Annotated in this window: 21 protein-coding genes; 2 read left to right on the forward strand and 19 right to left on the reverse strand. The window is 51.0% G+C overall.

The genetic code is table 11. The annotated features are described in order from the left end of the window. Positions 1-96 precede the first annotated feature (96 nt). From ACSV5M_RS01150 to ACSV5M_RS01200, 11 genes are all read right to left on the reverse strand, one after another. Positions 97-2,169, reverse strand: coding sequence for a fibronectin type III domain-containing protein (locus ACSV5M_RS01150; RefSeq protein WP_439173576.1), 2,073 nt, complete (start codon positions 2,167-2,169; stop codon positions 97-99). Between the two features lie 73 nt (positions 2,170-2,242). Continuing rightward, positions 2,243-5,209: a TonB-dependent receptor gene (locus tag ACSV5M_RS01155; protein WP_439173577.1), complete on the reverse strand. Its 2,967-nt coding sequence runs from the start codon at positions 5,207-5,209 to the stop codon at positions 2,243-2,245. A 127-nt stretch (positions 5,210-5,336) separates the two neighbouring features. Continuing rightward, the gene (gene pelA, locus ACSV5M_RS01160) at positions 5,337-6,482 is read right to left on the reverse strand and encodes a pectate lyase (protein WP_439173578.1); all 1,146 of its coding nucleotides are present in this window, start codon (positions 6,480-6,482) and stop codon (positions 5,337-5,339) included. 319 nt (positions 6,483-6,801) lie between these two features. Further along, a complete protein-coding gene (locus ACSV5M_RS01165) occupies positions 6,802-8,100 on the reverse strand; it encodes an ATP-binding protein (RefSeq protein ID WP_439173579.1) in 1,299 nt (432 codons plus the stop codon). A gap of 5 nt (positions 8,101-8,105) precedes the next feature. Further along, entirely contained in the window at positions 8,106-8,807 is a 702-nt protein-coding gene (locus ACSV5M_RS01170) for a response regulator (RefSeq protein WP_439173580.1), read from the reverse strand. A 12-nt stretch (positions 8,808-8,819) separates the two neighbouring features. Beyond that, positions 8,820-9,218: a DUF3019 domain-containing protein gene (locus ACSV5M_RS01175; protein ID WP_439173581.1), complete on the reverse strand. Its 399-nt coding sequence runs from the start codon at positions 9,216-9,218 to the stop codon at positions 8,820-8,822. Between the two features lie 13 nt (positions 9,219-9,231). Continuing rightward, a complete protein-coding gene (locus tag ACSV5M_RS01180) occupies positions 9,232-10,101 on the reverse strand; it encodes a MipA/OmpV family protein (RefSeq protein WP_439173582.1) in 870 nt (289 codons plus the stop codon). 207 nt (positions 10,102-10,308) lie between these two features. After that, on the reverse strand, positions 10,309-11,382 hold the full coding sequence (locus ACSV5M_RS01185) for an efflux RND transporter periplasmic adaptor subunit (RefSeq protein ID WP_439173583.1): 1,074 nt from the start codon (positions 11,380-11,382) through the stop codon (positions 10,309-10,311). Between the two features lie 100 nt (positions 11,383-11,482). Next, positions 11,483-12,748, reverse strand: a complete 1,266-nt coding sequence (locus ACSV5M_RS01190) for an ABC transporter permease (RefSeq protein ID WP_439173584.1) — start codon at positions 12,746-12,748, stop codon at positions 11,483-11,485. A 5-nt stretch (positions 12,749-12,753) separates the two neighbouring features. Continuing rightward, positions 12,754-13,989, reverse strand: a complete 1,236-nt coding sequence (locus tag ACSV5M_RS01195; RefSeq protein ID WP_439173586.1) for an ABC transporter permease — start codon at positions 13,987-13,989, stop codon at positions 12,754-12,756. A gap of 6 nt (positions 13,990-13,995) precedes the next feature. Beyond that, positions 13,996-14,721, reverse strand: a complete 726-nt coding sequence (locus ACSV5M_RS01200; RefSeq protein ID WP_439173587.1) for an ABC transporter ATP-binding protein — start codon at positions 14,719-14,721, stop codon at positions 13,996-13,998. On the opposite strand from ACSV5M_RS01200, the gene ACSV5M_RS01205 reads away from it, so the two are divergent. Continuing rightward, positions 14,698-15,063 carry a hypothetical protein gene (locus tag ACSV5M_RS01205; RefSeq protein WP_439173588.1) on the forward strand — a complete coding sequence of 122 codons (366 nt, stop codon included), beginning with the start codon at positions 14,698-14,700 and terminating at the stop codon, positions 15,061-15,063. The two genes, ACSV5M_RS01200 and ACSV5M_RS01205, sit on opposite strands and share 24 nt — an antisense overlap. On the opposite strand, the gene ACSV5M_RS01210 is transcribed toward ACSV5M_RS01205, so the two are convergent. The 8 genes from ACSV5M_RS01210 to leuA all read right to left on the reverse strand — a co-directional run bounded on the left by ACSV5M_RS01210 (position 15,050) and on the right by leuA (position 21,498). Continuing rightward, on the reverse strand, positions 15,050-15,298 hold the full coding sequence (locus ACSV5M_RS01210) for a YidH family protein (protein WP_439173589.1): 249 nt from the start codon (positions 15,296-15,298) through the stop codon (positions 15,050-15,052). The genes ACSV5M_RS01205 and ACSV5M_RS01210 overlap by 14 nt on opposite strands. A gap of 30 nt (positions 15,299-15,328) precedes the next feature. Then, entirely contained in the window at positions 15,329-16,132 is an 804-nt protein-coding gene (locus ACSV5M_RS01215) for a peptidoglycan-binding protein (RefSeq protein ID WP_439173591.1), read from the reverse strand. Between the two features lie 19 nt (positions 16,133-16,151). Further along, complete coding sequence (locus tag ACSV5M_RS01220) at positions 16,152-16,685, reverse strand: hypothetical protein (protein ID WP_439173592.1); 534 nt, start codon at positions 16,683-16,685, stop codon at positions 16,152-16,154. A 32-nt stretch (positions 16,686-16,717) separates the two neighbouring features. Continuing rightward, positions 16,718-17,293, reverse strand: coding sequence for an imm11 family protein (locus tag ACSV5M_RS01225; protein WP_439173593.1), 576 nt, complete (start codon positions 17,291-17,293; stop codon positions 16,718-16,720). Continuing rightward, positions 17,290-18,141 carry a hypothetical protein gene (locus tag ACSV5M_RS01230; protein WP_439173594.1) on the reverse strand — a complete coding sequence of 284 codons (852 nt, stop codon included), beginning with the start codon at positions 18,139-18,141 and terminating at the stop codon, positions 17,290-17,292. Before ACSV5M_RS01230 ends, ACSV5M_RS01225 begins: the two co-directional genes overlap by 4 nt. A gap of 10 nt (positions 18,142-18,151) precedes the next feature. Beyond that, complete coding sequence (locus tag ACSV5M_RS01235; protein WP_439173595.1) at positions 18,152-19,219, reverse strand: hypothetical protein; 1,068 nt, start codon at positions 19,217-19,219, stop codon at positions 18,152-18,154. Positions 19,220-19,279: 60 nt separating this feature from the next. Beyond that, entirely contained in the window at positions 19,280-19,660 is a 381-nt protein-coding gene (locus ACSV5M_RS01240) for a DUF4150 domain-containing protein (protein WP_439173596.1), read from the reverse strand. A 173-nt stretch (positions 19,661-19,833) separates the two neighbouring features. Continuing rightward, the gene (gene leuA / locus ACSV5M_RS01245; RefSeq protein WP_439173597.1) at positions 19,834-21,498 is read right to left on the reverse strand and encodes a 2-isopropylmalate synthase; all 1,665 of its coding nucleotides are present in this window, start codon (positions 21,496-21,498) and stop codon (positions 19,834-19,836) included. Between the two features lie 346 nt (positions 21,499-21,844). On the opposite strand from leuA, the gene ACSV5M_RS01250 reads away from it, so the two are divergent. Continuing rightward, a complete protein-coding gene (locus tag ACSV5M_RS01250) occupies positions 21,845-22,309 on the forward strand; it encodes an Lrp/AsnC family transcriptional regulator (RefSeq protein WP_439173598.1) in 465 nt (154 codons plus the stop codon). Positions 22,310-22,354 lie beyond the last annotated feature (45 nt).

A 22,354-nucleotide genomic window follows, 5' to 3' on the forward strand; every position in this document is an offset into this window, starting at 1 on the left:
TATCACATAACTGCAAATACTTTTGAATGGTGTTGAGTTCCAGTCATACACTCCAAAAAACCCCGCCGAAGCGGGGTTTCATATATTGGCTTAAGATTAAGGACAAGCGGAATCCGTCAATATGCCATGCTCGACCTGATCAAATACGACAGTAGTGGGATGGCTTGGTGCAGAATAGAAACCTGCATTCCAGGAAGCTGGAATCTCAACATCCGAGCCCCACGAGGAAGAGTTTTCACGCGTCCATGTATCTCCTACGGGGTCATAGGTACACCGCACCACGCCAGTCGCTGTTACCTCAATACGCATTAACGTGCTTCCCACTGCAACTGTGACGTTACTGCGTGAACGTGTCCCTGATTGATTCGCTAGTTTGTGTGCGCGCGAACCTGAGAAAGTGATAGGGTCACCCGATGGAAATACACCCAGAGTTGCAAAACGTGGGACGGTGTTTTCATAAGTAGTGCCACCTGCATTGGATTCCAGCGACTCAATAACAGCCAAGCCATATCCGTAGGAATTGCCTGCACCGCTATTACCCTCATTGGTAACATCAATCGACGCAATACGTGCTTGCAGGTAGAAAGGAGGCATCATCTCCTGAGTGGCGAGGAACATTCTAAAACCAGCATTACTTGAGAAATTACCGCCATTGGCTGTGATGCTGATCTCCTCGCCATTTTCTGATAGTGAACCATCAGGCGCGCTACCCGAATCACCGAAAATATCTGCGTTTGTCGTGAGCCAGCTGACGGCAGCCAAGGTAGTTGCAGATACACTCTGACTGTAAGCACCTTGGCCTGCACTGTTCGTTGCACTGATGAAGAAATAATAAGTGGTTCCATCAGCCAGATCGGTGACGACATAACTGTTATCCGTTATCGCCGTAATCTCTGTCGCAGCACTTACATCATCAGTAGTACTGTAGGCGAGCGTATAATCCAAAACACCGCTCACCTCATCCCAACTTACCAATACTTGTCCGTTCCCTGCCTGGGCGGTCAAACCCGTAGGAGCATCCGGCACAACAACCGCGGCAACGGGAGAACCCGATGTAGAAGCAGACCATGCAGTCGCACCACCCGCATTTTTAGCCCGGACGAAGACGTAGTAATTGGTACCGTTTGTCAAACCGGTAATGGTTTGTTCCAAACCGGACGCACTCACTATCTGTGCTGTATCTGTTGGGGGGGTATCAGTTGTATTCCACGCGACGTCATAACCAGACGCCCGCTCAACGGCATTCCAGGTAACCGTCAGCTGTGAATCACCCGCCGTTACCGTTGGCGCTGCCGGTGCATTCGCGGGCGGATTCAGGCTCAAGTGCTCTCCCGCTTCACACGCCGTCGGTGCTTCCGCATCCTGAAGGCCAATCCAGAGATCGGAAATGGTTACCGTTGTTTGATCATTCGCACCGGATACACGAAACTGGAGAAATGAGTTCGTCGCATTCTCCAGTGCCGTGTTTGTTCTATCAGCCACGGGGGTCGCCACACCCGGCACAGATACAACGACACGACTACCAATATGACTCACGTAAGACGGTGTAGCTACGGAGAGAATCCTGTTGTTGTTGCCGTGGCGGGAATTCGCCAGACCGGTGGTGTTGTTATCTACATAAAACTCAACTTTGGAGTTGACGTCAGTCGAGGTAGCGTTAACGAGGCAAAAAGATATTTTCCAGGGCTGACTCAAATCCAACGCACCCAAGGCACCTGTATCGAAACCCGTTGTGCTTCGATTACGCACGTTGGAATGCTGTCCGATAGAAAAGCGCGAACTACTGGTAATAGTTAACTTGCCGTCGCCAACCAGGATGCGAGGATCCACCGACGGTAACGCCGGGTCTGGATTCAGCTCAAAACCAGCGATAGGAAAATACATCGATGGGTGAGGATCATCGTTAAAAGCACCAGGCAAGGGTTTGTAATCAACACTGAAAAATTCAGCGCCGTTACTGACATTAAATGTTTCGTGAAGAATTACACCATTGGGTTCTTCATTGCCAGCTGAAGAGGAGGATCCTGCTGAAGAAGATACAGATGAAGACGAACTCACAGGATCCGGGGCGCCAGGCAATTCTGGACGGGAATCTGAACCGCCACCACAGGCGGCAAGCATGATACTCAGCGCGCTGACGCCAAGCCATTTATGTTGATTAAGTTTCATGGTTACACTCTCTATTTATGATTATGGACATGTAAAAAGCCGGGCACCTTCGTCGAAGGGGCCCGGAGGTTGATTACTTGAATCTAACGTTGACACCTAACTGGAATGAAGCACCGTAATCTTCCATACGGAAGAAAGTCTTGCCATTGGAGTAAGCGTTACCGGCAAAATAGCGATCAGAGGTTTGCTCGGTCAGGTTGATAGCATCAAAGGTGATTTTGATATCTTTTGTGGCTTGGTAAGTTGCTTGAGCATCCACCATGAACGAAGCGTCATAGAACATATCCGCCCACTCCGCACAATTTTCCGGATATGCCAAACCAGATGCTTGATCAGCTGCGATATCCGCCTCTGAACATGCACCGATACGTTCCAGAATCTCGCTGCGATAATTACCGTTGAGGCGCAGTGACCAACGCTCATTTTCCCAACCTACCGACAAGTTAGCTGTCAGATCGGCCTGATCCGGCAATTGAATTTTGCCCGCACGGATTGTTTCACCTACTTCGGCCTCACTATCCATTACGGTCACGTTACTTTGAATAAAAAATCCGCTTTTGAAATATTGCGAATAGGACAGCTCCACGCCGTAGACCTTGGCTTTATCGCCGTTAGTTGACCAGTTCACGTTATCAATATACAAATCTTCCGGGATGATAAATTCGGAGATTGATGGCAGGTCAACTGGTAAGTCCTGGATATTCATTCCGGTGCCGCGCACATTAACAATAAAGTCATCAATATCTTTATAGAAAAATGCAGCTTGCAGGAACAGATCTTCATCAGCGTACCAACTTATGGAGGCGTCAAAGTTTGTAGACGTCATGGCCTCTAATGTAGGATTACCAAAACTCAGGATGTTATCCGAAGCCATCACCAGATTTTGAATATCCTCTGGCGTTTCTACACCAAAACCGGGGCGAGTAGTGGCCGTTGGAGAACGTTGAATCTCGTCAGTACATGGAATTTCCGGACGACTGGGATCACATAACCTGATACGGCCTTCGATGTTGGCGAAAGCACGTGCCTGATCAAACGAGGGTCGAGTGAAGCTTGTCCACAGCGATGCACGTACCAGAACATCATCCCGCATTTCATAGCGGTAATGCAGGCTGGGAAAGAAATCATCGTAGCTCGACTCTGCTCCAGCCAAAGGTACAGCAACGTCTTGCTTGATCCCCAGGGTTTCCTCCAGGCGATCATTTCTTACCGAGAAATAACCGGTGGAAGTGAACTCGGTTTTTTCATAACGCACACCCGCAATCAGCGATTGTTTTTCTGCCAGACGAAAATCTGCCATGACGTAGGCTGCTTGCGTATCTTCCGTTAGCAGGTAGTCCTCTTTAATACTATCGTCATCCACACCCAAGGGATCAAGACCTTTGGCAACATTCCACGTAGATGCTAACAAGCGCTCTGCATCAGCTTGGGTAATAAAGTCGTGATCGAACATGGGGTTGTTCGGTCTGAAAGTATCGAAATCAGCTAGCGTCGCGCCGCCGGCCCAATCCAGACACTGCTGGTCGCCATTACAGAATTGGGTAAAACGGCGTGGATCCAGACTCCAGCGATCCTTGTTGCGGTCGCGATCACGCCATTTGGCCTGAATACCGGTCTTGATATAGCTGACGAAGCCGTCAGTAAAATCCTTGCGTAAATTTACACTCACCTGATCCAGGGTATCTTCACGAAAACTGTCTTCAATAAAGATATTGTCATAGGACATGTTAGGCTGTACACGGCTACCGGGTGTGTAACGTGTCCAACCTTGTGTCTCGGCAATTTGATAGTCAGTGACTGAACCGCCTGTCAGTTCGGCAAGATATTCCGGTGAGCGCACAGCCCCTACAACAAAATCTCTGCCTGCCATACCGAGGACCGGCAAATCCTGCAAACGAAACTGTACCCGACGACCATCCGGTTTTGAAAACTCACCAACAGAATTGGTGTAGTCGTAATCCAATGTCCAATCGCCGCTTGTACTCGAAAAAACATTCTCACCACCAATTGCGAACGTGGTGGTAATCGCTTCACCTTCCTGAATAAAGTATTGTTGTTGAACCTCCGCATCCAAAGCCGCAAACATGCCGCTCTGGGGATCAACATAAGCGATCAAATCGGCACCGCTTGGATTGAAGCGATAGTACTCACGCAGTGCGACGTCTTTGTCTTCAAACTCTGTCCGACTTAAACGAAGGTAATATTCGCTGTCTTCATTGGGGCGCCAGCCCAAATCCAATGAACCAGCCAACCGGGTGCGCTCTGCTTCTTCCTGGCGAGTTTCAAATTCAAACGGCGCCAGGATTACCGCATCAGGATTTGCTGTCGGATGCGTTACCGAGCGGTATTCAGGCAAGGTATCGTTATGATGAACCTGCTCATACAACTCCGTCATCCGCTTCTCCCATGAAATGGAGTAGCCCACACCGATAGTGTCGCCAGCAAACAAATTGGTCCCACGGAACGTGACTTTGGGGGAAACCTCTTCAGCGTAATCCTGATAAGTACCCTGAACGGTCAACTGCATTGTGTCGCGCTTGCGATCAAAAGCGGAAACCGTTTTTACATTCACTGTACCGCCGATTGAGTTCAAATCCATATCAGGAGTCAGGGATTTGAAAACTTCGATGGAACCTAGCAGGTCAGCAGGAATTGCATCGAGTGCAAAGGCACGAGTATCCGAACTAGCTGAAGCCAGCTCGGCACCATTCATGTTAACTGATACAAAACCTGGACCAAGGCCGCGCACCGAAACAAATTTTCCTTCACCTTCTTCGCGTTGCAAAGTTATCCCCGGCAAACGCTGAAGGGACTCAGCAACGTTTTGATCGGCAAAGTTCCCCGCGTCATCCTGGGCAATAACAGAGCTGAAAATATTTTTGTTCCGCTCGGATTGACGCGCATTCAACTCCGCATTCCGCACCCCGGTCACAATAATTTCTTCTTCCAGTGCACTGTCAGAAGAATCCTGTGCCTGAGCGGGTAGCGAGCCGGTGGCTGCCATGGCAACAAAGACTGGTAATAGGCGTTTTTTGAACATCTCTTTCTCCCTCGTTTTTATCGAAATTTATTAAGGATCTTGTAAGACTAGGTTGATACAGTGATTGATTTATTATTCAGGTGTAGCGTACGTATAACAGAAAACCTCGCTGCTTTTTGTCGTGGTATTACAGTGTGTTTCGCGCGCGCCATGCGGGATAGCGAGTGCTTAATAATGTGCTCGGCCAGCTGCCGTACCAGCTGTAGCCAGTGCGGCGTTCGTGATTTACTTCTTCCAGGCTGAACACTTTTTTACCATCGCGATTGGCGAAGAACGGTTGTTGTGTCTTCAAGTCGTAGAATCTTGCCCACAGGGGTTCAGCATTCTGGTCGCGAATAATTTTCAGGTCGTAGTCCGCCGTGTGGTAAGGGTAGCGAGTCCTGGGATGTGAGATTTTCTGTAGCGTCAGCCCTTCAATTTTTGCCTGGTCAAACCAGGCCGCTGCCGCGTGTACTGCGTTTTTTATGTCGTCTGTCGGGTCTTCAATGCGCATCAGGTAATCAACAACCGCAACACTTTCCCACGCTAATAGCGCCGGTAATTCAAAACTGCGGGCACCTACGGGCGCCAGGGTATTTTTATCGTATTGACCGGCCCACACGGTGGGTTTGCCGTCGATGCTGATTTGCAATTGCAAAATCAGTTGATCGCCTTTGTGAATCGCGCTGCGTATATCTGCCAAAGTTTCTGGCGATATAAAGGCGAAATGTGACTGGCTGTTCGTCACGTCGCGCAAAAATTGCAGTAATCCTGTCATGACATCATCGGCAAAGGTTATGTGCTGATGATAAGTTGCCTTGGTACTGGCGGGCGTGTGGGGCCAGCCACCATTTTTATACTGGTTTTTTAGAATATAGTCGATTCCGCGCAAAGCGCCATCGCGATAACGACTATCGCCGGTTTGCTGGTATGCGCGGGCAAGGTAATTAATCTGCGGGTAAACATTGCGATTGTCGAAGCTGGCATCGGTGAGGTGTTGTTGCGCCGCCAGGTCTTTTTGCTCAGCGGTGGATAAAATGCGAATGGGGTGTTTGTTGCTGGGCCAACCACCATCGGCGCGTTGGTAACGCAGGATGTTGTCAGCGATCTGGGGGATTTGGGTGAGGGCGTAATGCGCTGCGTCTGTCTCGCCGGTGCGATCATTCCAGTGCTTTATGGCGTCCGCGAACTCGCTTATCGGTATTTCGCGATAGGCGGTGTCGGCAGTTGCGCAAGCAGCAACAAACACCAGGGATGCAGTCCCCAGTGCCCTGATCAGGCTTATTGTTTTCATGGTCACACGCAAGCAGCGAGTGATGATTCAGGGATAGCTGTTATCGGGTTTCTTCGGTCGCTGTTTGCCAGCTGTACTCAAAGATAGTGGCGCTCTCTTCGCCCCCGGGGGTGTTTGATCTTACTGTTATCCCACCCAAATCACACTCTTTGGTTGATTGAGCTTGCATTCTATACCCATAAAACGCGCCATATCCACCCCTGAGCCAGCGCTTTTTTGATCAATCAACGTAAATTTTGGTGAAATTTTAATGGCGTTAATTCGGTATGGTTATAAAAAAGTGCCTGGGAGAGGATGAAAATTATTAGGCGTGACAGGCTCAGGACGGAAAGAGCGGCATCGGTTGTTTAGGCCAATACAGCAGAATTCGTGCGCCGCCGGAGCGGGCGTCGACGAAGGTGGCATCGCCGCCGTGCCATTTCATGATCCGTTTGACGATGGCCAGACCCAGGCCGAATCCGCTGGGCTGGGGTTTATGTTCGTTGTACAGGCGCACAAAAGATTCAAACACCCGGGCGCGCTGTTCGGGTGGAATACCAGGCCCATCGTCTTCAATGGCGACCTGGAACTCCGTATCGGTAATGCGCAATTCCACCTGGATTTTCTCCCTGGCAAAACGCGCAGCGTTCTGCAGCAGGTTGAGGATGACACATTCCATCAACTTCCATTCGCAGTTAAACGCCTGCCCACCGGATTCATCCCGAATATGAATCGCTACCGCGTCCGGGCGGTCGCGATAGATGCGCGCGCACAGTTCATTCAGCAGGTCGTGCATGAAGCCGTCGCGCCGATCCAGTTGTTGCGACTCCTGTTCAAAGCCCGCGTAACTTAATAAGGCACTGATCAGGTTCTCCATCTCCATCACGTCCTGATGAATGCTGTCGAGTTGTTTTTGCACTTTTGCATCATCGTGATTATCCACCATCGCTAACGCGAACTTCATGCGCGCCAGCGGTGTGCGTAATTCGTGGGACACGGCGTAGGTCATTTCCTTGTGCGAATTAATCAATTCGCGGATGCGTTTTGCCATGCGGTTAAATGCATTGGCCAAGGTAAATACGGTGGACGTAGGCGCAACAGCAATTTGATCCGGCGCGCCGTCTTTACCGACAAGGCGCGTGTGTTTTTCCAGCCGGCTGAGGTCGCGCGATAAAGGCCAGACCCACAAAAACACCACCAACGCGATGCCGAGATAAAAGATGATCAATAAACCGGAATACACGGGCGAACGGGTTTGATCGCTATTGGGCGAAACCATCACCAACACCTGGTCGGTGTCTGCGATGCGTTTGTACCAGATCAGACGATCGGCATCCGCCGAGGCGCTGACCACCTCACCCGCGCGAATCTGTTGCGTGGCCGATGAATTAGCGAGGTCACCAATATGGATCAATTGCAGTTGATTGTGCAGATGCTGGTTGTGTTGTTCGATGCGCGCTTGCTGTTGTTCGGCAGACAAGGGAACAAGGTCTTGTTCAAGCAGGATGATCAGGTCGGCGACGTCCGCTTCCAGATCCGGGGCGGGATAGAGTTTTTCCCAAAATTTATCCAGCCCCCAGCCGATGACAATGACGGAAAAAACAATAAAAAAATACAGCGAGATAAATGCGCGATTCACACCCGTTAATCCTTCCAGGCGTCGGCGATAAATAAATAACCACGACCCCAGATGGTTTTGATGCGCGTGGGATTTTCCGGATTATCGAGTAATTTTTTTCGCAATTGGGAGATGCGCACATCAATCGAACGATCCAGTCCGTCGTAAGGGCGACTGTAAATCTGGTTGAATAAAAACTCGCGACTGAGGATTTGACCCGCCTGGTTAGCCAGCGCCATCAGCAAATCAAATTCATGGCTGGACAAATGAATTTCCTGGCCCGCCAGTTCCACTTTGCGCTGCACAGGCTGAATGGTTAATTGATCAAATACCAAGGCTTCCTGTTCACGCGCATCCGTTTGGTAATAACGACGCAGTAGCGCCCGAATGCGGGCGAGCAACACACGGGGTTCGACGGGTTTTATCACGTAATCATCCGCACCGTATTCCAGACCGAGCACCTGATCCACATCTTCATTACGCGCCGTTAACATCAGGATCGGCCCTTTGTATTCGGGGCGCAGTTCCTGGCAGAGGGTCAAGCCGTCTTTGCCCGGCAACATAATGTCGAGGATGATCAGCGCCGGGTTCACATTCTGGCATTGGCGAATCACCCGATTGCCATGAGCTTCCACCACCACAGCAAAATCGTTGGTTTCGAGAAAATCTTTGACCAGATCAGCCAGGCGGCGGTCGTCTTCCACTAACAGGATGAGGTTGTTGTTCATAGTCATATCGCGTTAGAAAAAACTCCAGGGGTTGCGCCGTTGTTTGCGGAATTTCTTTTGATCATAAACCACTTCAAAGACTTCGCTACCCAATGCGGGGGTGCCTTCGGCTTCGCGCAGGTGAAAATCAACACTGGTACTGGCGGTGATATTGAATTGATAGGCACCGCGGGTTTGATTTTCCCAGCAGCGCAATGGCATGGCTTCGCCACTTTGGTACAGGCACAAGCTACGTGCTTCTTCGGCAGCCCAGGTGACTTCCAGTTCATCACGACACACTTCTTCTTTCGCCGTCAGCACACACAAACGTGGTTTGATGGAAAACTGAATCACCGGTAGTTTTTTTTGTTCTGCAACAGCATAGCCGCTCAGCGATAACGCAAGCAGGCAGGAGAACGCTGTAGCGACCAAAACCGATGTGCCGTTAGAAATGGTAAACCCCTCCGATGAATGAGGTAATGACTTTGTCGTCATTCACGATGGGACTGCGCCGGATACCCGACGCCAGTTGCCGATAGGCCGTAGTAAAAGTCAGGCTCCAGCGATCATTAATGCGGTAGTTCCAGTCGACCCGGGCAACCCCCGAAACACCGCTACCGGGATCGTAGCGATAATCCAGCGTGCCGCCCTCGCCTTCGCGAATGCCGTAGTAGTAATCGAGTACGTCGCCGCTTTGCCAGATGGCCCCGGCCGATAAAATCCAATGGTGTTGTCCTGCGAGAAAATGCCGCGCCAACGCGATGCGTAATTCCTGGCCATCGTGATAGCCGGTAAATTCCTGTAACGCGTGCACTTGCACATCCAATTTATTGAACTGCTGGTTGTATTCAAAACCTGCCAGGCCGGCCATGCGTCGCTTGCGCAATTGGTCGGTATCAATAAGCTTATGATAGGCGTCATTAGCCGAACCAAACATAGGACCGGGCTCGGATACCAGGTTTTCCGTGAGCACGAAATTGTTCACATCCCAGCGACGAAAAAATACCTGGTCGTAACTGGGAGTCAACAAAAGGTTGAACTGGCGGGTATCGTCTTCAAACAGGATAAAACCCAGGTCAAGGTTTTGCAGGAAAAAACGTTCACCGTTATAACTCACCTGCGGAATAACGTAGAGCGGAATATCCTCGTTATCGATCACCGGATTCGTGCGAACGCCCACACCCAGTGCTACGGCGACCTGCCATTTGCCGACCTCCACGCAGCCTTCCGTACTGCTGTCGCAGTCAGCGGCAGACGCCGCCACCACGTAGCAGCCGAAGAGTAAAAGCATGGCTCTGAGAAGCTGTTTATTCATAATGGGGTACATAAGTTGCCAGGGTAAAATCACCCAGCTTATGTATACCTTGAAAGGTTCCGATATGTTGTAACAATTTGTATTGTAGCGTGTAGCCCGTTATAGCTAATTTTACTGCGCGCTGTCGCCCGGTTTACCGCTGCCAGTCACCCAATAAAAAGGGCCACCGCAGTGGCCCGAGCATTATCCGCTATGACTCGCCGCTTCTCAACGGCGTTTGATTTTCTCGCTCTCTGTCAGGCCGGAGATGATTTCGATATTGATACCATCGGACAAACCGGTTTCCACTTTGCGTTTCTCAAATTGCTGTGACGCGGTCTCAACTTCCACAAAATGCTGGCCGTCCTCGATCAGCAGGTTGCCTTCGTTGATGGCCAATACATCCTCGCGTTTCTCCAGCACGATATCGGCGTTGGCACTATAGTTGGCGCGCAGGAAGAGTTTATCGCTCAGGGTAACCGCCGCACGAATCTGGAATTTAATGGTACCCTGGTCCTCAATGCCCTTGGGAGAGATATATTCCAGCACCGCGCTGAAGGGCTCCCCTTCCAGCGCGCCCACATCCAATACCAGTTCCATGCCTTCACGGATCTTGCCCACTTCCGCTTCGTCGACCATCCCTTCGAAGATCATATCGTTCATATCTGCCAGGCTGGCCACGGTGGTGCCCGCGCCGAAGGTACTGGACTCCACAATAAATGCACCTTCCTTATTGGGTACATCGAGGATCATGCCATCAACCGTGGCGCGAATCATATTTGAAACCAAATCCGATTTGCGCGTGGCCCCTTCGCGAATCAACAGCAGATTATTTTCTGCCGACTCTACTGCCTGGCGCTGGAGGTTATAGGTCAGCAGAAACTTGTTGTATTCCGATTCAGAGATAAGCTTGTCAGCAAAGAGTTTTTTCTGCCGCTCCAGTTCATCTTCAGCATTTTTCAAATTGATCTGGGCTGACTGCAATTGTGATTCAGCGCTATTCAACATCACCATGTTGGGTGCCAGGGTAATGCGCGCGATCAAATCACCTTTCTCTACCGTTTGGCCGGCAACCACATAAACCTTTTCCACCACGCCGGACACTTGGGAAGTGACATTGACCTCCTTGCGCGGAATTACCTTACCGATGGCCACGGTTTTCTTGATGATGGTTGTCTTGAAAGGCGCATCTGTTTCGTAAACCACCGGTTTTGCCTGGGATTTATTGAACAGGAACACGGCTGTCCCGATAAAGATAAACGCGATCAAAGCCAATACGGCGAACCACACTAATTTTTTCATTTTTCCCTTCTTACTTTTGACTGAAATTTTTTACAGGTTTGTCAGGGTTACCAAACATTATCTGTGCAACAACACAAGCAACATTCAGCAAACACCGCCATTATTCATCTTGCAATGCCACAATCGGATTCACCGCAGCCGCCTTGGCGGCGGGCATCAACGATGCCAATAAACCGGAGATCACCAACACCACCAGCGCACTGATCGCTGTTCCGAAATCCACTTCGGGCCGACGAAACATGCCCGAGCCGCCACCGCTGGCCTCAAGCACATTGCTGACGCCCTCAAGCAGGAGCACACCCACCACCAGCCCCATATAACCCGCTACCGCGGTGATAAAGATGGATTCCTGTACAATCATCGCCACAATCGACGTCGGCGTAGCACCCAGCGCTTTGCGCAAACCGATTTCCCGGGTGCGCTCTTTCACCACAATCAGCATAATATTGCCCACGCCGATGGCACCGGCCATGATGGTGCCGATAGCCACCATCCAGCTGAACACTTCGATGCCGGTAAACAATCCCTGGATTTTGTCGAATTCGTTTTGCAGATTGAAACTGCCGAACACGCCGACATCTTCCGGTGATACTTTTTTGATTTCGGCCAGGTATTTTTTGACATCCTGCTCGGCCACCCGTGCATGTAAACCGGGTTGTGGAATCAGTACAAAACTGCCGACCCAACCCACCTGGTTAAACGCGTAGCGCAGGGTGTCATTGGGGATATAAATCTTTTCCTCTTCCTGTTGCTGGTTGCCGTCAGCCAGGGATTTGAATACACCGATGACGGTAAAACTGATGCCGGACAAGGTAATGTTTTCGCCGATCGGGTTGATGCCTTCATCAAACAACTGGGTTTTTACCCGCGTACCAATGACCGCCACCTTGCGCCGCTCATCATCATCAATCTCATTGATGCCACGGCCTTCGATAATGCGCATGGAATTGATGTTGGCCATGCCAGCGTGGGTGCCTTGCACATAGAAAGTGCCATTTTTATCTTTATATTTCGTGTAAGGCGGCGTACCGCCCCAGATGCCCACGGAATTTTGTCCGCGAATAAAACTGACACTGGGCACATTCTCTTCAATGGCTTTGACATCGGTTGGCTCCAGCCGAATTTGCCGGCCGATGGGCAGCCCCTGATAAGGTACTTGGGTGGTTCCCTGTATCCAGATGTACACGCTGTTGGCCACCCGGGGAAAACCTTCGATCACACCGTTTTCCAGACCCTTGCCCGCCCCGAGCAACACCGTGAGCATAAAGATGCCCCAGAACACACCGAAAGCTGTTAATCCGGTGCGCAGCTTGTGTTGACCCAAGGTCTTGAAAATTTCCTGCCATTTTTCTGTATCAATAATCATGATGATTAATCCGCGCGCATGGCTTCAATGGGCATAATCTTCGCAGCGCGCAAGGCGGGCATTAACCCTGCCAAAGCACCTACGACAATCAACAAAATAATCGCAGTGATCGCCACCTGAAAATTAATTTCCGGATTGGTGAAGTACGGCAATTGCGCACCCACAGAATTAAGAAAATAGGACACCAGCTCAATCAATCCTACCCCGACCACCAGCCCCGCGTAGCCGGCGATACTGGTCACTAGAATCGACTCCAGTAGCAGCGTGCTGACAATATTGAACGGCGTTGCGCCCAAGGCTTTGCGAATACCGATTTCACGCGTACGCTCTTTTACTGTGATGATCATGATGTTACTCACACCCACAATCCCGGCCATTAATGTCCCCAAGCCGACAAACCAGATAAACGCGTTGATGCCGAGGAACAAACCGTTCACCATCTTCGCGGGCTCAGCCATGTTGAACGAGCGAATCGCGCGGCGATCTTCCGGCGAAACAGCGTGGCGACGTTTTAATAATTCAATGATTTTTTCTTCAACGACAAAGCCATCGAAGCCGGCTTGTGGACGCAACCAGATCGCTGCAATTTTATCGCTGGCACCGAACAATTTTTGAAACGTGGTGATAGGAATGTACACACGCTCGGAGTCGCGACCACGATTGCCTTTATCGTAAAACGTGCCCACCACTTTCATCACCACGCCGTTAACACGAATCTCTTTTCCAACCGGGTCGACATCTTTGCCGAAAACGCGCTCGGCAACGACAGTGCCGATCACCGCAATCTTGCGCACGTAAGCATCGTCGAGCGGGTTGATCTTGCGGCCCAGCGGAAAGGGCACACTTTCCTTGACTTTAAAGAATTCATCCGGCACGCCATGCACGGCAAAATTACCGGTTTTATCACCGTACACGATGGCAATACCGCCGCGCTCGTTGGTCGGTGAGATCACCCCAACACCTTTTACCTGCCGTTGAATCGCATCAACATCGTCAAGCGTTAAACTGATCTGCCGGCCCAGGCCCATGCCGCGATAAGCCACCGATGTAGTACCGGTATAAACCACAATAAAATCCAGCACATCAGAACCGAAATCCGCATAAACACCGTTCTGCATCCCGCGTCCGGCACCGAGTAATAAAATCAACATCAGGATGCCCCAGAACACGCCGAACGCGGTCAGTGCGGTGCGCAGTTTGTTCTGGCGCAGGGTGTAGAGAATTTCCTGTAAGCCGTCCATTGTCATTTATCCCAGGATGTCTTCTTCGTTGGCAATGGCCGGTGCGGTCATGGCGGGCGTCTTTTTTCTTGCCGGCACAATCAAACCATCTTTGAGAATAATCTGGCGCTCGGTTTGATCCGCAATATCCTGCTCGTGGGTGACGATCACAATGGTATTACCCAGGCTGTGCACGTCTTTCATCAACGCCATAATCTCTTGTGTGGTCTGGCTATCCAGCGCGCCGGTTGGTTCGTCGGCGAGAATAACCTTGGGCTTGGTGACCAATGCGCGGGCAATCGCCACCCGCTGTTTCTGGCCTCCGGATAATTCGTTGGGCATATGGGTAGCGCGATTGGATAGCCCCACCATCTCCAGATATTGCGCCGCGCGGTAATTGCGCTCCTTGCGGCTGACATTCTGGTAATATAACGGCAAGGCCACATTCTCCGTGGCATTTTTAAAGGGCAGTAAGTTAAAGGACTGGAACACGAAGCCCAGCAATTGGTTACGCAATTGCGCGGCCTTTTTCTCCTTGAGGCGACGGATCTCCACGCCGTTAAGGAAGTAATCTCCCTCGTCGTGGTTATCGAGAATTCCGAGGATATTCAACAAGGTAGACTTGCCCGAACCGGATGAACCCATAATCGATACCAACTCACCCTCGCGGATATGCTGGTCGATGCCTTTGAGCACGTGCAGGCGCTGCTCACCGGTGGAATAGTATTTATGGATGTTATGAAGTTTGATCATGTGTCTTTGAATCCTTCGTGGAACCACGGGCTTGCGCCAAGCTTAAACAGTTTTTCCGAAAACCATCCGCAAAATGGCCAGGTTTTTACCGAAATTAACAAACTGGTGACATCTGTCATCTACCCGTCTGGCTCTTTACACGGCGCTCTCGCCGCTTGTTATGAGATTAGAAGCAATAAATGGCCGTTCGGATTCACCCGATATAAAAATTTTTTCAATTTACCAGAGGCCGTCGAATGTCTATCAGAAAGGAGGATGAGAAGGGCAACAGACATGAGAAAAATTATCATCCTTGCTCCCGGGAGAAGCATCCTTTCTATCAAGAAGATCAACCGCGACTGATACGCCGCCGCACACTGAAAAAGCGATAACTGCCGATCACCAACACCAGCGTACCCACCACCAGCGCCGCCCAGGCAAACGGCATTAGTACCGGATCATTATTCAGAAACTTCAACACCATCGCACCCCCAGCCAGCAACGCCAGGGCCGTGCGGATGTAGGACAACAAGGTACGCTCGTTGGCCAGATGAGTGCGCTCCACAGCAAGTGAATCGCGTAAATCGGTTTCGCCCATGCGTTTAGCTCCGCCTTTAAATGTAGATGATCATACCATTCTCGCTATCGTTTCCACGTGCGTGGGAATATTGATCAGCGAAACGGGTAACCTTATGTAGGATCTTATTAATGACTTCGCACGCGTTTTCCGCGCAACCATGGTTCCCTCGCGACTACCCGCGTCGTTTGTATTACCTTCGATAGTCCGCAGGGTGGCGCCTTGCGTGTCTTCAATAATACCGACATGAGAGAAGGTGAAGACAACAATGTCTCCCTTTTTCGGTTGTAAGTCCTTAGATCTGTTGGTGAATATCAGGCAGTGATTGTTCTTTGCCCATAACGTTAGAAGTCGATTGACCGATGCTTCGCGAGGAGGAATTAATCCGCTGAAATAAGGCGATTGTTTACACAGTTTCTGTATGCAATAGGAGACAAAAGCCGCACACCAGGGATAACCGTCTGTTTTTCCATTTATTTTTAAGTCATCGGATTTAAAAATTGCCAACAACTCCTTGCTATCGCCTGCCAGATTATTGCCCGTTTCAGTCACACCGATGTAGCGCCTGGCGATATCTGCCAAAGCAGACTGTGGCTGGAAACTGTAAAGTGAAATCTTGTCGTTGTTCGGCAAAGAAGCCTGTAATAAAGCAGCCCAGGTTCTTTTGCCGACGATACCATCCGCAAGTAAATTCGCTTCTCTCTGAAACTGTTTTAATGCTCTGTCCGTTCCCGCGCCTAAAATCCCATCAATCACAAGCTTTGGTTTAACGCTAGCCATGCTATTTAAGAGCGTTTGTAGTTCTACAACAGCATCTCCCCTATTTCCCTTTTTTAATACCGGCTTTAATTTCATTGTATCGTTCCTTCGTTAATTAATTTGATCTCTCCAGGTAAAACCATACATCTGTAGGAATAAAATCATTGTCTGGCTCCAGCTCCAGCCAAAGTAATCCGTCTTTCACAAATTTAACACGCAAATATTTACCGTAGAGAGCATCTTCTTTTTTACAAAGATCAGTGTAAATTTTTGCGTTTTTTGCTGATCCAGGCTCCAGATAATCACGCTGTGCAACCAAGCCGCTCTCGGTCTCAAATACCGTCACGCTTAGCTCTGCTCCTCCATTCTCAGCGTAATAGGTACCTGGTGTAAAAGCGGCGCTGGTGAAGCGTCCAATCACGTCAACATCAGTCCCGACCAGAACCTCGGCAGGAAGATTATCAAAAGCACTGTCGAGCGGCGGCAGGCAGTTGATATTTTTGTGCAATTGAGGATTTTCGATCTCTTTTGCAAGAGTCGCCGGATGGTCGTCGCCATCACGATCTATTATCGATTCAGTTTCAGCTCTACAGCCAACTATCGTTAATGCACTTATCGCAAGGATAAAAATATGCCTGAAGATTATCATTCATTAATCCTTTCTTATACGTTTTCGTATAGTCAAACCACATCCATCTCTTCCAACATAATTCCCCAACCACCTTCCGGGCGATTTTCCTTAAGTGCAATTTTGATGGTGTCATCAACAACCAAGACGTTAGGGCTTTCCGCCATTCTGAACATGTGTAGTCCGCGCGGTTTGGTGCCGTCCAATACGATTTGATTAAAGGCCACCAAGGGCACATCAACACCTTCTGCGTCGGCGTCCATCAGCGTGTCGAATGAGGATTTTTGCAGGTCAGCGGCTTTTATCATGCCGAGTACATTGAACAGATAAAACCCTGTGCGTTGTTTTTTGGTGCTCGGGTTAACCAGCACTGCGGGAAATTGTTGAAAGTTCGTTACACCCGCACCTTGCAACACCTTGATAAAATGTTCACTGACGATGACAGTGCCGCCGGTCATAAAATGCTGGCAGGGTTCATCATCGGGAACATTGATCTCGTAAATCAATTCCGGCAGGGAGTTGGCGTCAACCCACTTCCCTGACATGATGCTGCCGTCCGGCAATGTCGGCCCACTCGTAACGCCGTAATCCAGAAAGTAGTCTTCTGCGAGTTGATAATAGGTGCTCATAATCTTTCCCTTTTGTGGGTACAGACAGGCTTATGAAAAGCCATTGCGTATTTCGAGAGGAAAATTTTCCAGTTCTTTCTCGACCCGGTAATCTCTCGTTGAAGATGGTTGGATAATCGGTCCAGTACATCGTGAACGGTGTAGTTCGCCTGGGGTTTTTTATTCTTTTTCTTCGCGTCTTCACAGAGATAACAGGTATCCGACCATGCCTTTATGCGATCCGATAACGCCGTCAGCAAATCTTTAATGTACTTATCGTAGCTTTGATGTTTGTGACCCAGAGGATCGTCCGGATCGGCAATATTGTGCGGTCCGATATGCGCTTGCGCATTGGCATCCTTCATGACTTTTTCAGCCCATTCCTGCCGCTTGGCGTCGGTCAGTACACCTTTGCTGGGTCCCCACTTACCCACCAGCTCTTTCGGCACTGACGGTGCCCAAAAGCCATTGCCGGTGCAATTTACCGAATAGCCCGTGTCTTTGTCGTTTTTCTTGCTCGCCAGAATCCAGTCTTCCATTGGGCTGCCCTTGAGCGCCTGATTACCGCTGATCAGGTGATGCGCCTGATGAGTATAAAATTTATCCTTGTTTTCTTTACGGGGATCGGGCTTTTCCTGCTCCTGGGTGTAACCGTCTTTGTCCACCTTGGCAGTCTGGGGCCGTGCACCCGCTTGCAGGGCGGTCAGCTGCGCCGGCTTTGCCATGATGGACGCCAGGTGCGTTGAATTATTCTTTGCCCCTGGGTAGGTGGTGTATTTCACCGGTTCCGCCGGTGGACAGAATGGGCATTTTTCGTTGGGTTCCTTGTGTAGCGCCGGGGGCGCAATCATCTCACCGATATCAGTCATGGCGATCTCCTCAGGCGTTTCCTTCAATATCCATACGCACCGCCGAGCGATAGGCGGTATCGGACGAACAGCAGAGTATATGGTGTTGCGCCGGTTTTTTAGGGCGGCGGGACAATTCAAAGATCAAGCTGATCAGTGTCGGGCCGATGGACGCACCCACATCACCTAACCGATCCACCGGGTGATTCTGGCTGGCAGTTGGCGAAAAATGCGCGCTGTTGCGCGTCATGGCCACGCCAAATTCTTTTGCGCCGTAGCTATCGTAAATCATGCTGGTCCAGACGGCGTCGATCTTCGCCGCCGGTGCTTGTGCGATAGCATCACGGACCGCGCTCGCCAATCCATCACCGCGATAAGGTTCTTCACTGTAGCGGTGTCCGGCTTCCTGTGAGATGCCGGGACGGTAGAGCACCACTCGCGGTGCAGCTAAGGTTCCGGCAACCCGCTCACTGGCCAGCAGCACAAAACAGGCGCCCTCGCCCGGCTGGAATCCATCGAGACTGTTTTCCAGCAGCAGCCGGTCCTGTGCATCCAGCCGCGCCAGCAATTCCGCATCCCAGTAGCTATCCATACCGCCGAGTAGTACCCAGTCCTGGCCTTGTTCCATCAGTTGGAAAACATGCTTGAGCGCGTGCAGGCCGCCGGCGCGACCGATTTCAGCAGCTCTGCTGTTACGCGAATCCAGGGGAATACCGCTCTGAACCGCCAGTTGTTCAATCGCATTCCCTCGCCAAGGATGACTGAGATTAGGGATGACCTCTGGCAAAACAAGCAACATCGGCAACACACCACCTTCAGGCAAGAGTGGTTGCACTTGTTGCAGTGCCGGGGCCGCCATGCGCAGTAATCGCTCCTGGCGGGACGGTAATTTCGCGGCGACCAGACGAGGGTCGAGAGGACTGAGTACGTCTTCCGGTACCAGGGCCATCTTGATGGGTGCCAGATGTTTGCTCAGCAGCGGGGTTTCCTGCACGGCACTGATCCCGGCGTTGACCGCCGCCGCCACAGCGGAGGAGTCGGGCCCGAGGGGGCTGATAATGCCGGCGCCGGCCACATAGACCTTGGTGTGCTGGGACATCAACGCTTCCTTCGATTTTGCAGTCAGTAAGGGGGTTTCGCTGGCATGAATCCGGCCTTATCAGCCCATAATATTTTTCTTGTTGTGAAACAGCGGATCGCCCAGGCGGCACACATTCTTGCCCTCGAATTTCACGTCCGGCGAATACATCATAAATTCGCACACCCCCATCTGGTCGCTGCTGACAACGCCCTTCAAGGTACCCGGCTCATCGCCCATGCTGCGCGAGTATTGGGCGCCTTTTACCATGGGCATCTGGCCGTCGGTTTTTACGCTTTTGGGGCCTTTGGTGGTATCAGAGGATTTGCCGATATTGGGATAAGGAATAGGTACGGGGCCACCGGGGGTGGGGGTTTTGCATACGTCGGGGAATACGATACTGACGCCGTTGCTGCCTTTGTGGACAATACCGCGGCAGTTGGCAAAGGTGGTCTGGCCCATAAGCAACTCCTTGTTTTACACAAATCGTGATGTGCAGAGATTCTACCTGTGCCGGCATGACAGCACGATGGCGGTGAAATACTGTACACCTTTTTTTGCCATCATTTTGTGCCAAAGGTAAGAAATTCGGCGCTTCCTGCGGCCGATGCGCTTAGGCATCGGCCGTTGGCCATTCAGCTTGCCATCTTCTGGTGCCGATTAACGCCGTTCAGCAAGGCCTTGATGGCGGCGGAGATAATGTTGCTGTCCTTGCCCACTCCAAACACGGTTTTGCCTTGGTCAATCTTTAACTCCACATAACATACAGCAGCCACATCGGAGCCCTCGCCTACCGCGTGCTCGTGATAATCCACCACTTGCACATCCTTACCGAGATGCTGGCTCAGCGCGTGGGCGGCGGCATCAATTGGCCCATTGCCGCTACCGGAAAGTGAAACCGGATTTTCCTGGTGGCGTACATGGATCACGATATCCACATGCTCAGCATCTTCACTTATCTTGCTGCTGTGATAACGAAAGGGCGTGTTCACCGCAAAATATTCCTGCTCAAACAGCTGGGCAATTTCACTGCTCCTGACTTCCTTGCCGGTCTTGTCGCTGACCTTTTGCACCACACCGCTGAATTCAATTTGTAACCGGCGCGGCAACTGCAAGCCCGCTTCCTGCTGCAATAAAAAGCTCACGCCACCTTTACCGGATTGGCTGTTCACGCGCACCACGGCGTCGTAGCTGCGATTCAAATCCGCCGGATCAACCGGCAAGTAAGGCACTTCCCAAAGCGCATCTTTTTTCTGCACGGCAAAGCCTTTTTTAATCGCATCCTGATGCGAACCGGAGAACGCCGTAAATACCAATTCGCCCGCATAAGGGTGGCGTGGATGCACCGGCAACTGGTTGCAGTCTTCCACCAATTTGCGCACGCGATCAATGTCGGAAAAATCCAGGCCCGGATGCACACCTTGCGAATACAAATTCAACGCGAGCGTGACCAGATCAACGTTACCGGTGCGCTCGCCGTTACCAAACAGACAGCCTTCGACGCGATCCGCGCCGGCCATCACCGCCAGTTCCGCCGCTGCTACAGCGGTGCCACGATCATTATGCGGGTGTACGCTGATGATGATGGCGTCGCGGTTATTGATGTTGCGATGCATCCACTCAATTTGGTCGGCGTAGGTATTCGGCGTGCTCATCTCTACGGTTGCCGGTAAATTGAGGATCATTTTTTTGGCCGGCGTCGGCTGCCAGATCGCCGCCACCGCGTCGGACACTTCTTTGGCAAATTCAACTTCGGTGCTGGAAAACACTTCCGGAGAATATTGATAAGTCCAATCCACCTCCGGCGCCTGCGCGGTTAATTCCTTAACCCATTTGGTGCCCTGGATGGCAATGTTTTTCACACCTGCTTTATCGGTGTTGTAAACGATCTTGCGAAACGCAGGCGCAAGCGGGTTGTACATATGCAAGATCGCGCGCTTGGCACCGCGCAAACTCTGCACGGTTTTTTCAATCAGGTCATAACGCGCCTGCACCAATACTTCGATGGTGACGTCGTCGGGAATATGGTTTTGTTCGATCAATAAGCGGGTAAATTCAAAGTCGGTTTCCGATGCGGAGGGAAAACCAATCTCGATTTCTTTGAAACCAATCGCCACCAATTCTTTAAAGAAGCGCAACTTGGTCGCTACCGACATAGGGTCGATCAGTGCCTGGTTGCCATCGCGCAGGTCGGTGCTCATCCAGATCGGCGGCTTTTCAATAATCTTGTTCGGCCATTGGCGGTCCGGCAAGGCCACGCCGGCAAAACGCTGATACTTGGTGGATGGATTGGCAAGCATGATGACTCCAAAAACAAAGGTGGCTTAACGACAAAAACCTGTGGAAGACCTGCAGATAGGGTGGTTGGGAGTGCCCCATGAACCGCTGGCGTGTGGGTGATCCCGGTAAGGATCTGGGCAGCCAGCCCTGCAAGCCGCTTGTGACGGCCAATGCTTCGCGATCAGGTTGGACACAGTATAGGGCGTCTCTCGCGCAAGAAGATTGCCAAAATTGTTACATATAACGTTAATGAGCGATTTTATTGCTGAAATATCTCATTAATTGGCATTTAATACTGCTTGCCGTTGGTTTAACCTGTCAAACCCGGCCGACCAACCAGAACATCAAGCCCAGAGGCACCTGCTCATGAACCTTGATCGCTACGACCGCCTCATCCTGGAACAACTGCAACACAATGGCCGTATCTCCAACCAGGAACTGGCAGATGCCATCAGCCTGTCTCCCTCCCCGTGCCTGCGCCGGGTCCGCCAATTGGAGGAAGATGGTCTGATCGACGGTTACGTTGCGCTGCTCAACGCGCGCAAGCTCGGCCTCACGCTCATGTCGTTTATCCAGATCAGCATGGACAAACACACCCCCGAGCGTTTCGATGCATTCGAGAAAACCGTCGGCAGCTACCCGGAAGTCCTTGAATGCCATTTGATTACCGGGCAGTCGGCGGATTATTTATTGAAGGTGATCGTGAAAGATATGGATGCCTATCAGCAGTTTTTGCTGCAAAAGCTGACGCGCATCGAAGGGGTAAGCGGCGTGCATTCATCGTTTGTGTTGAAGTCGCCGGTGAACAAGACGGCTTTGCCGGTGGGGTAATTCAGGAGCGTTTCCGTCATTTTGCGGTCCTTAAGAGACATCTTA

Source organism: Cellvibrio sp. ARAG 10.3, assembly GCF_051846955.1.
In the GTDB taxonomy this organism is placed as follows: domain Bacteria; phylum Pseudomonadota; class Gammaproteobacteria; order Pseudomonadales; family Cellvibrionaceae; genus Cellvibrio.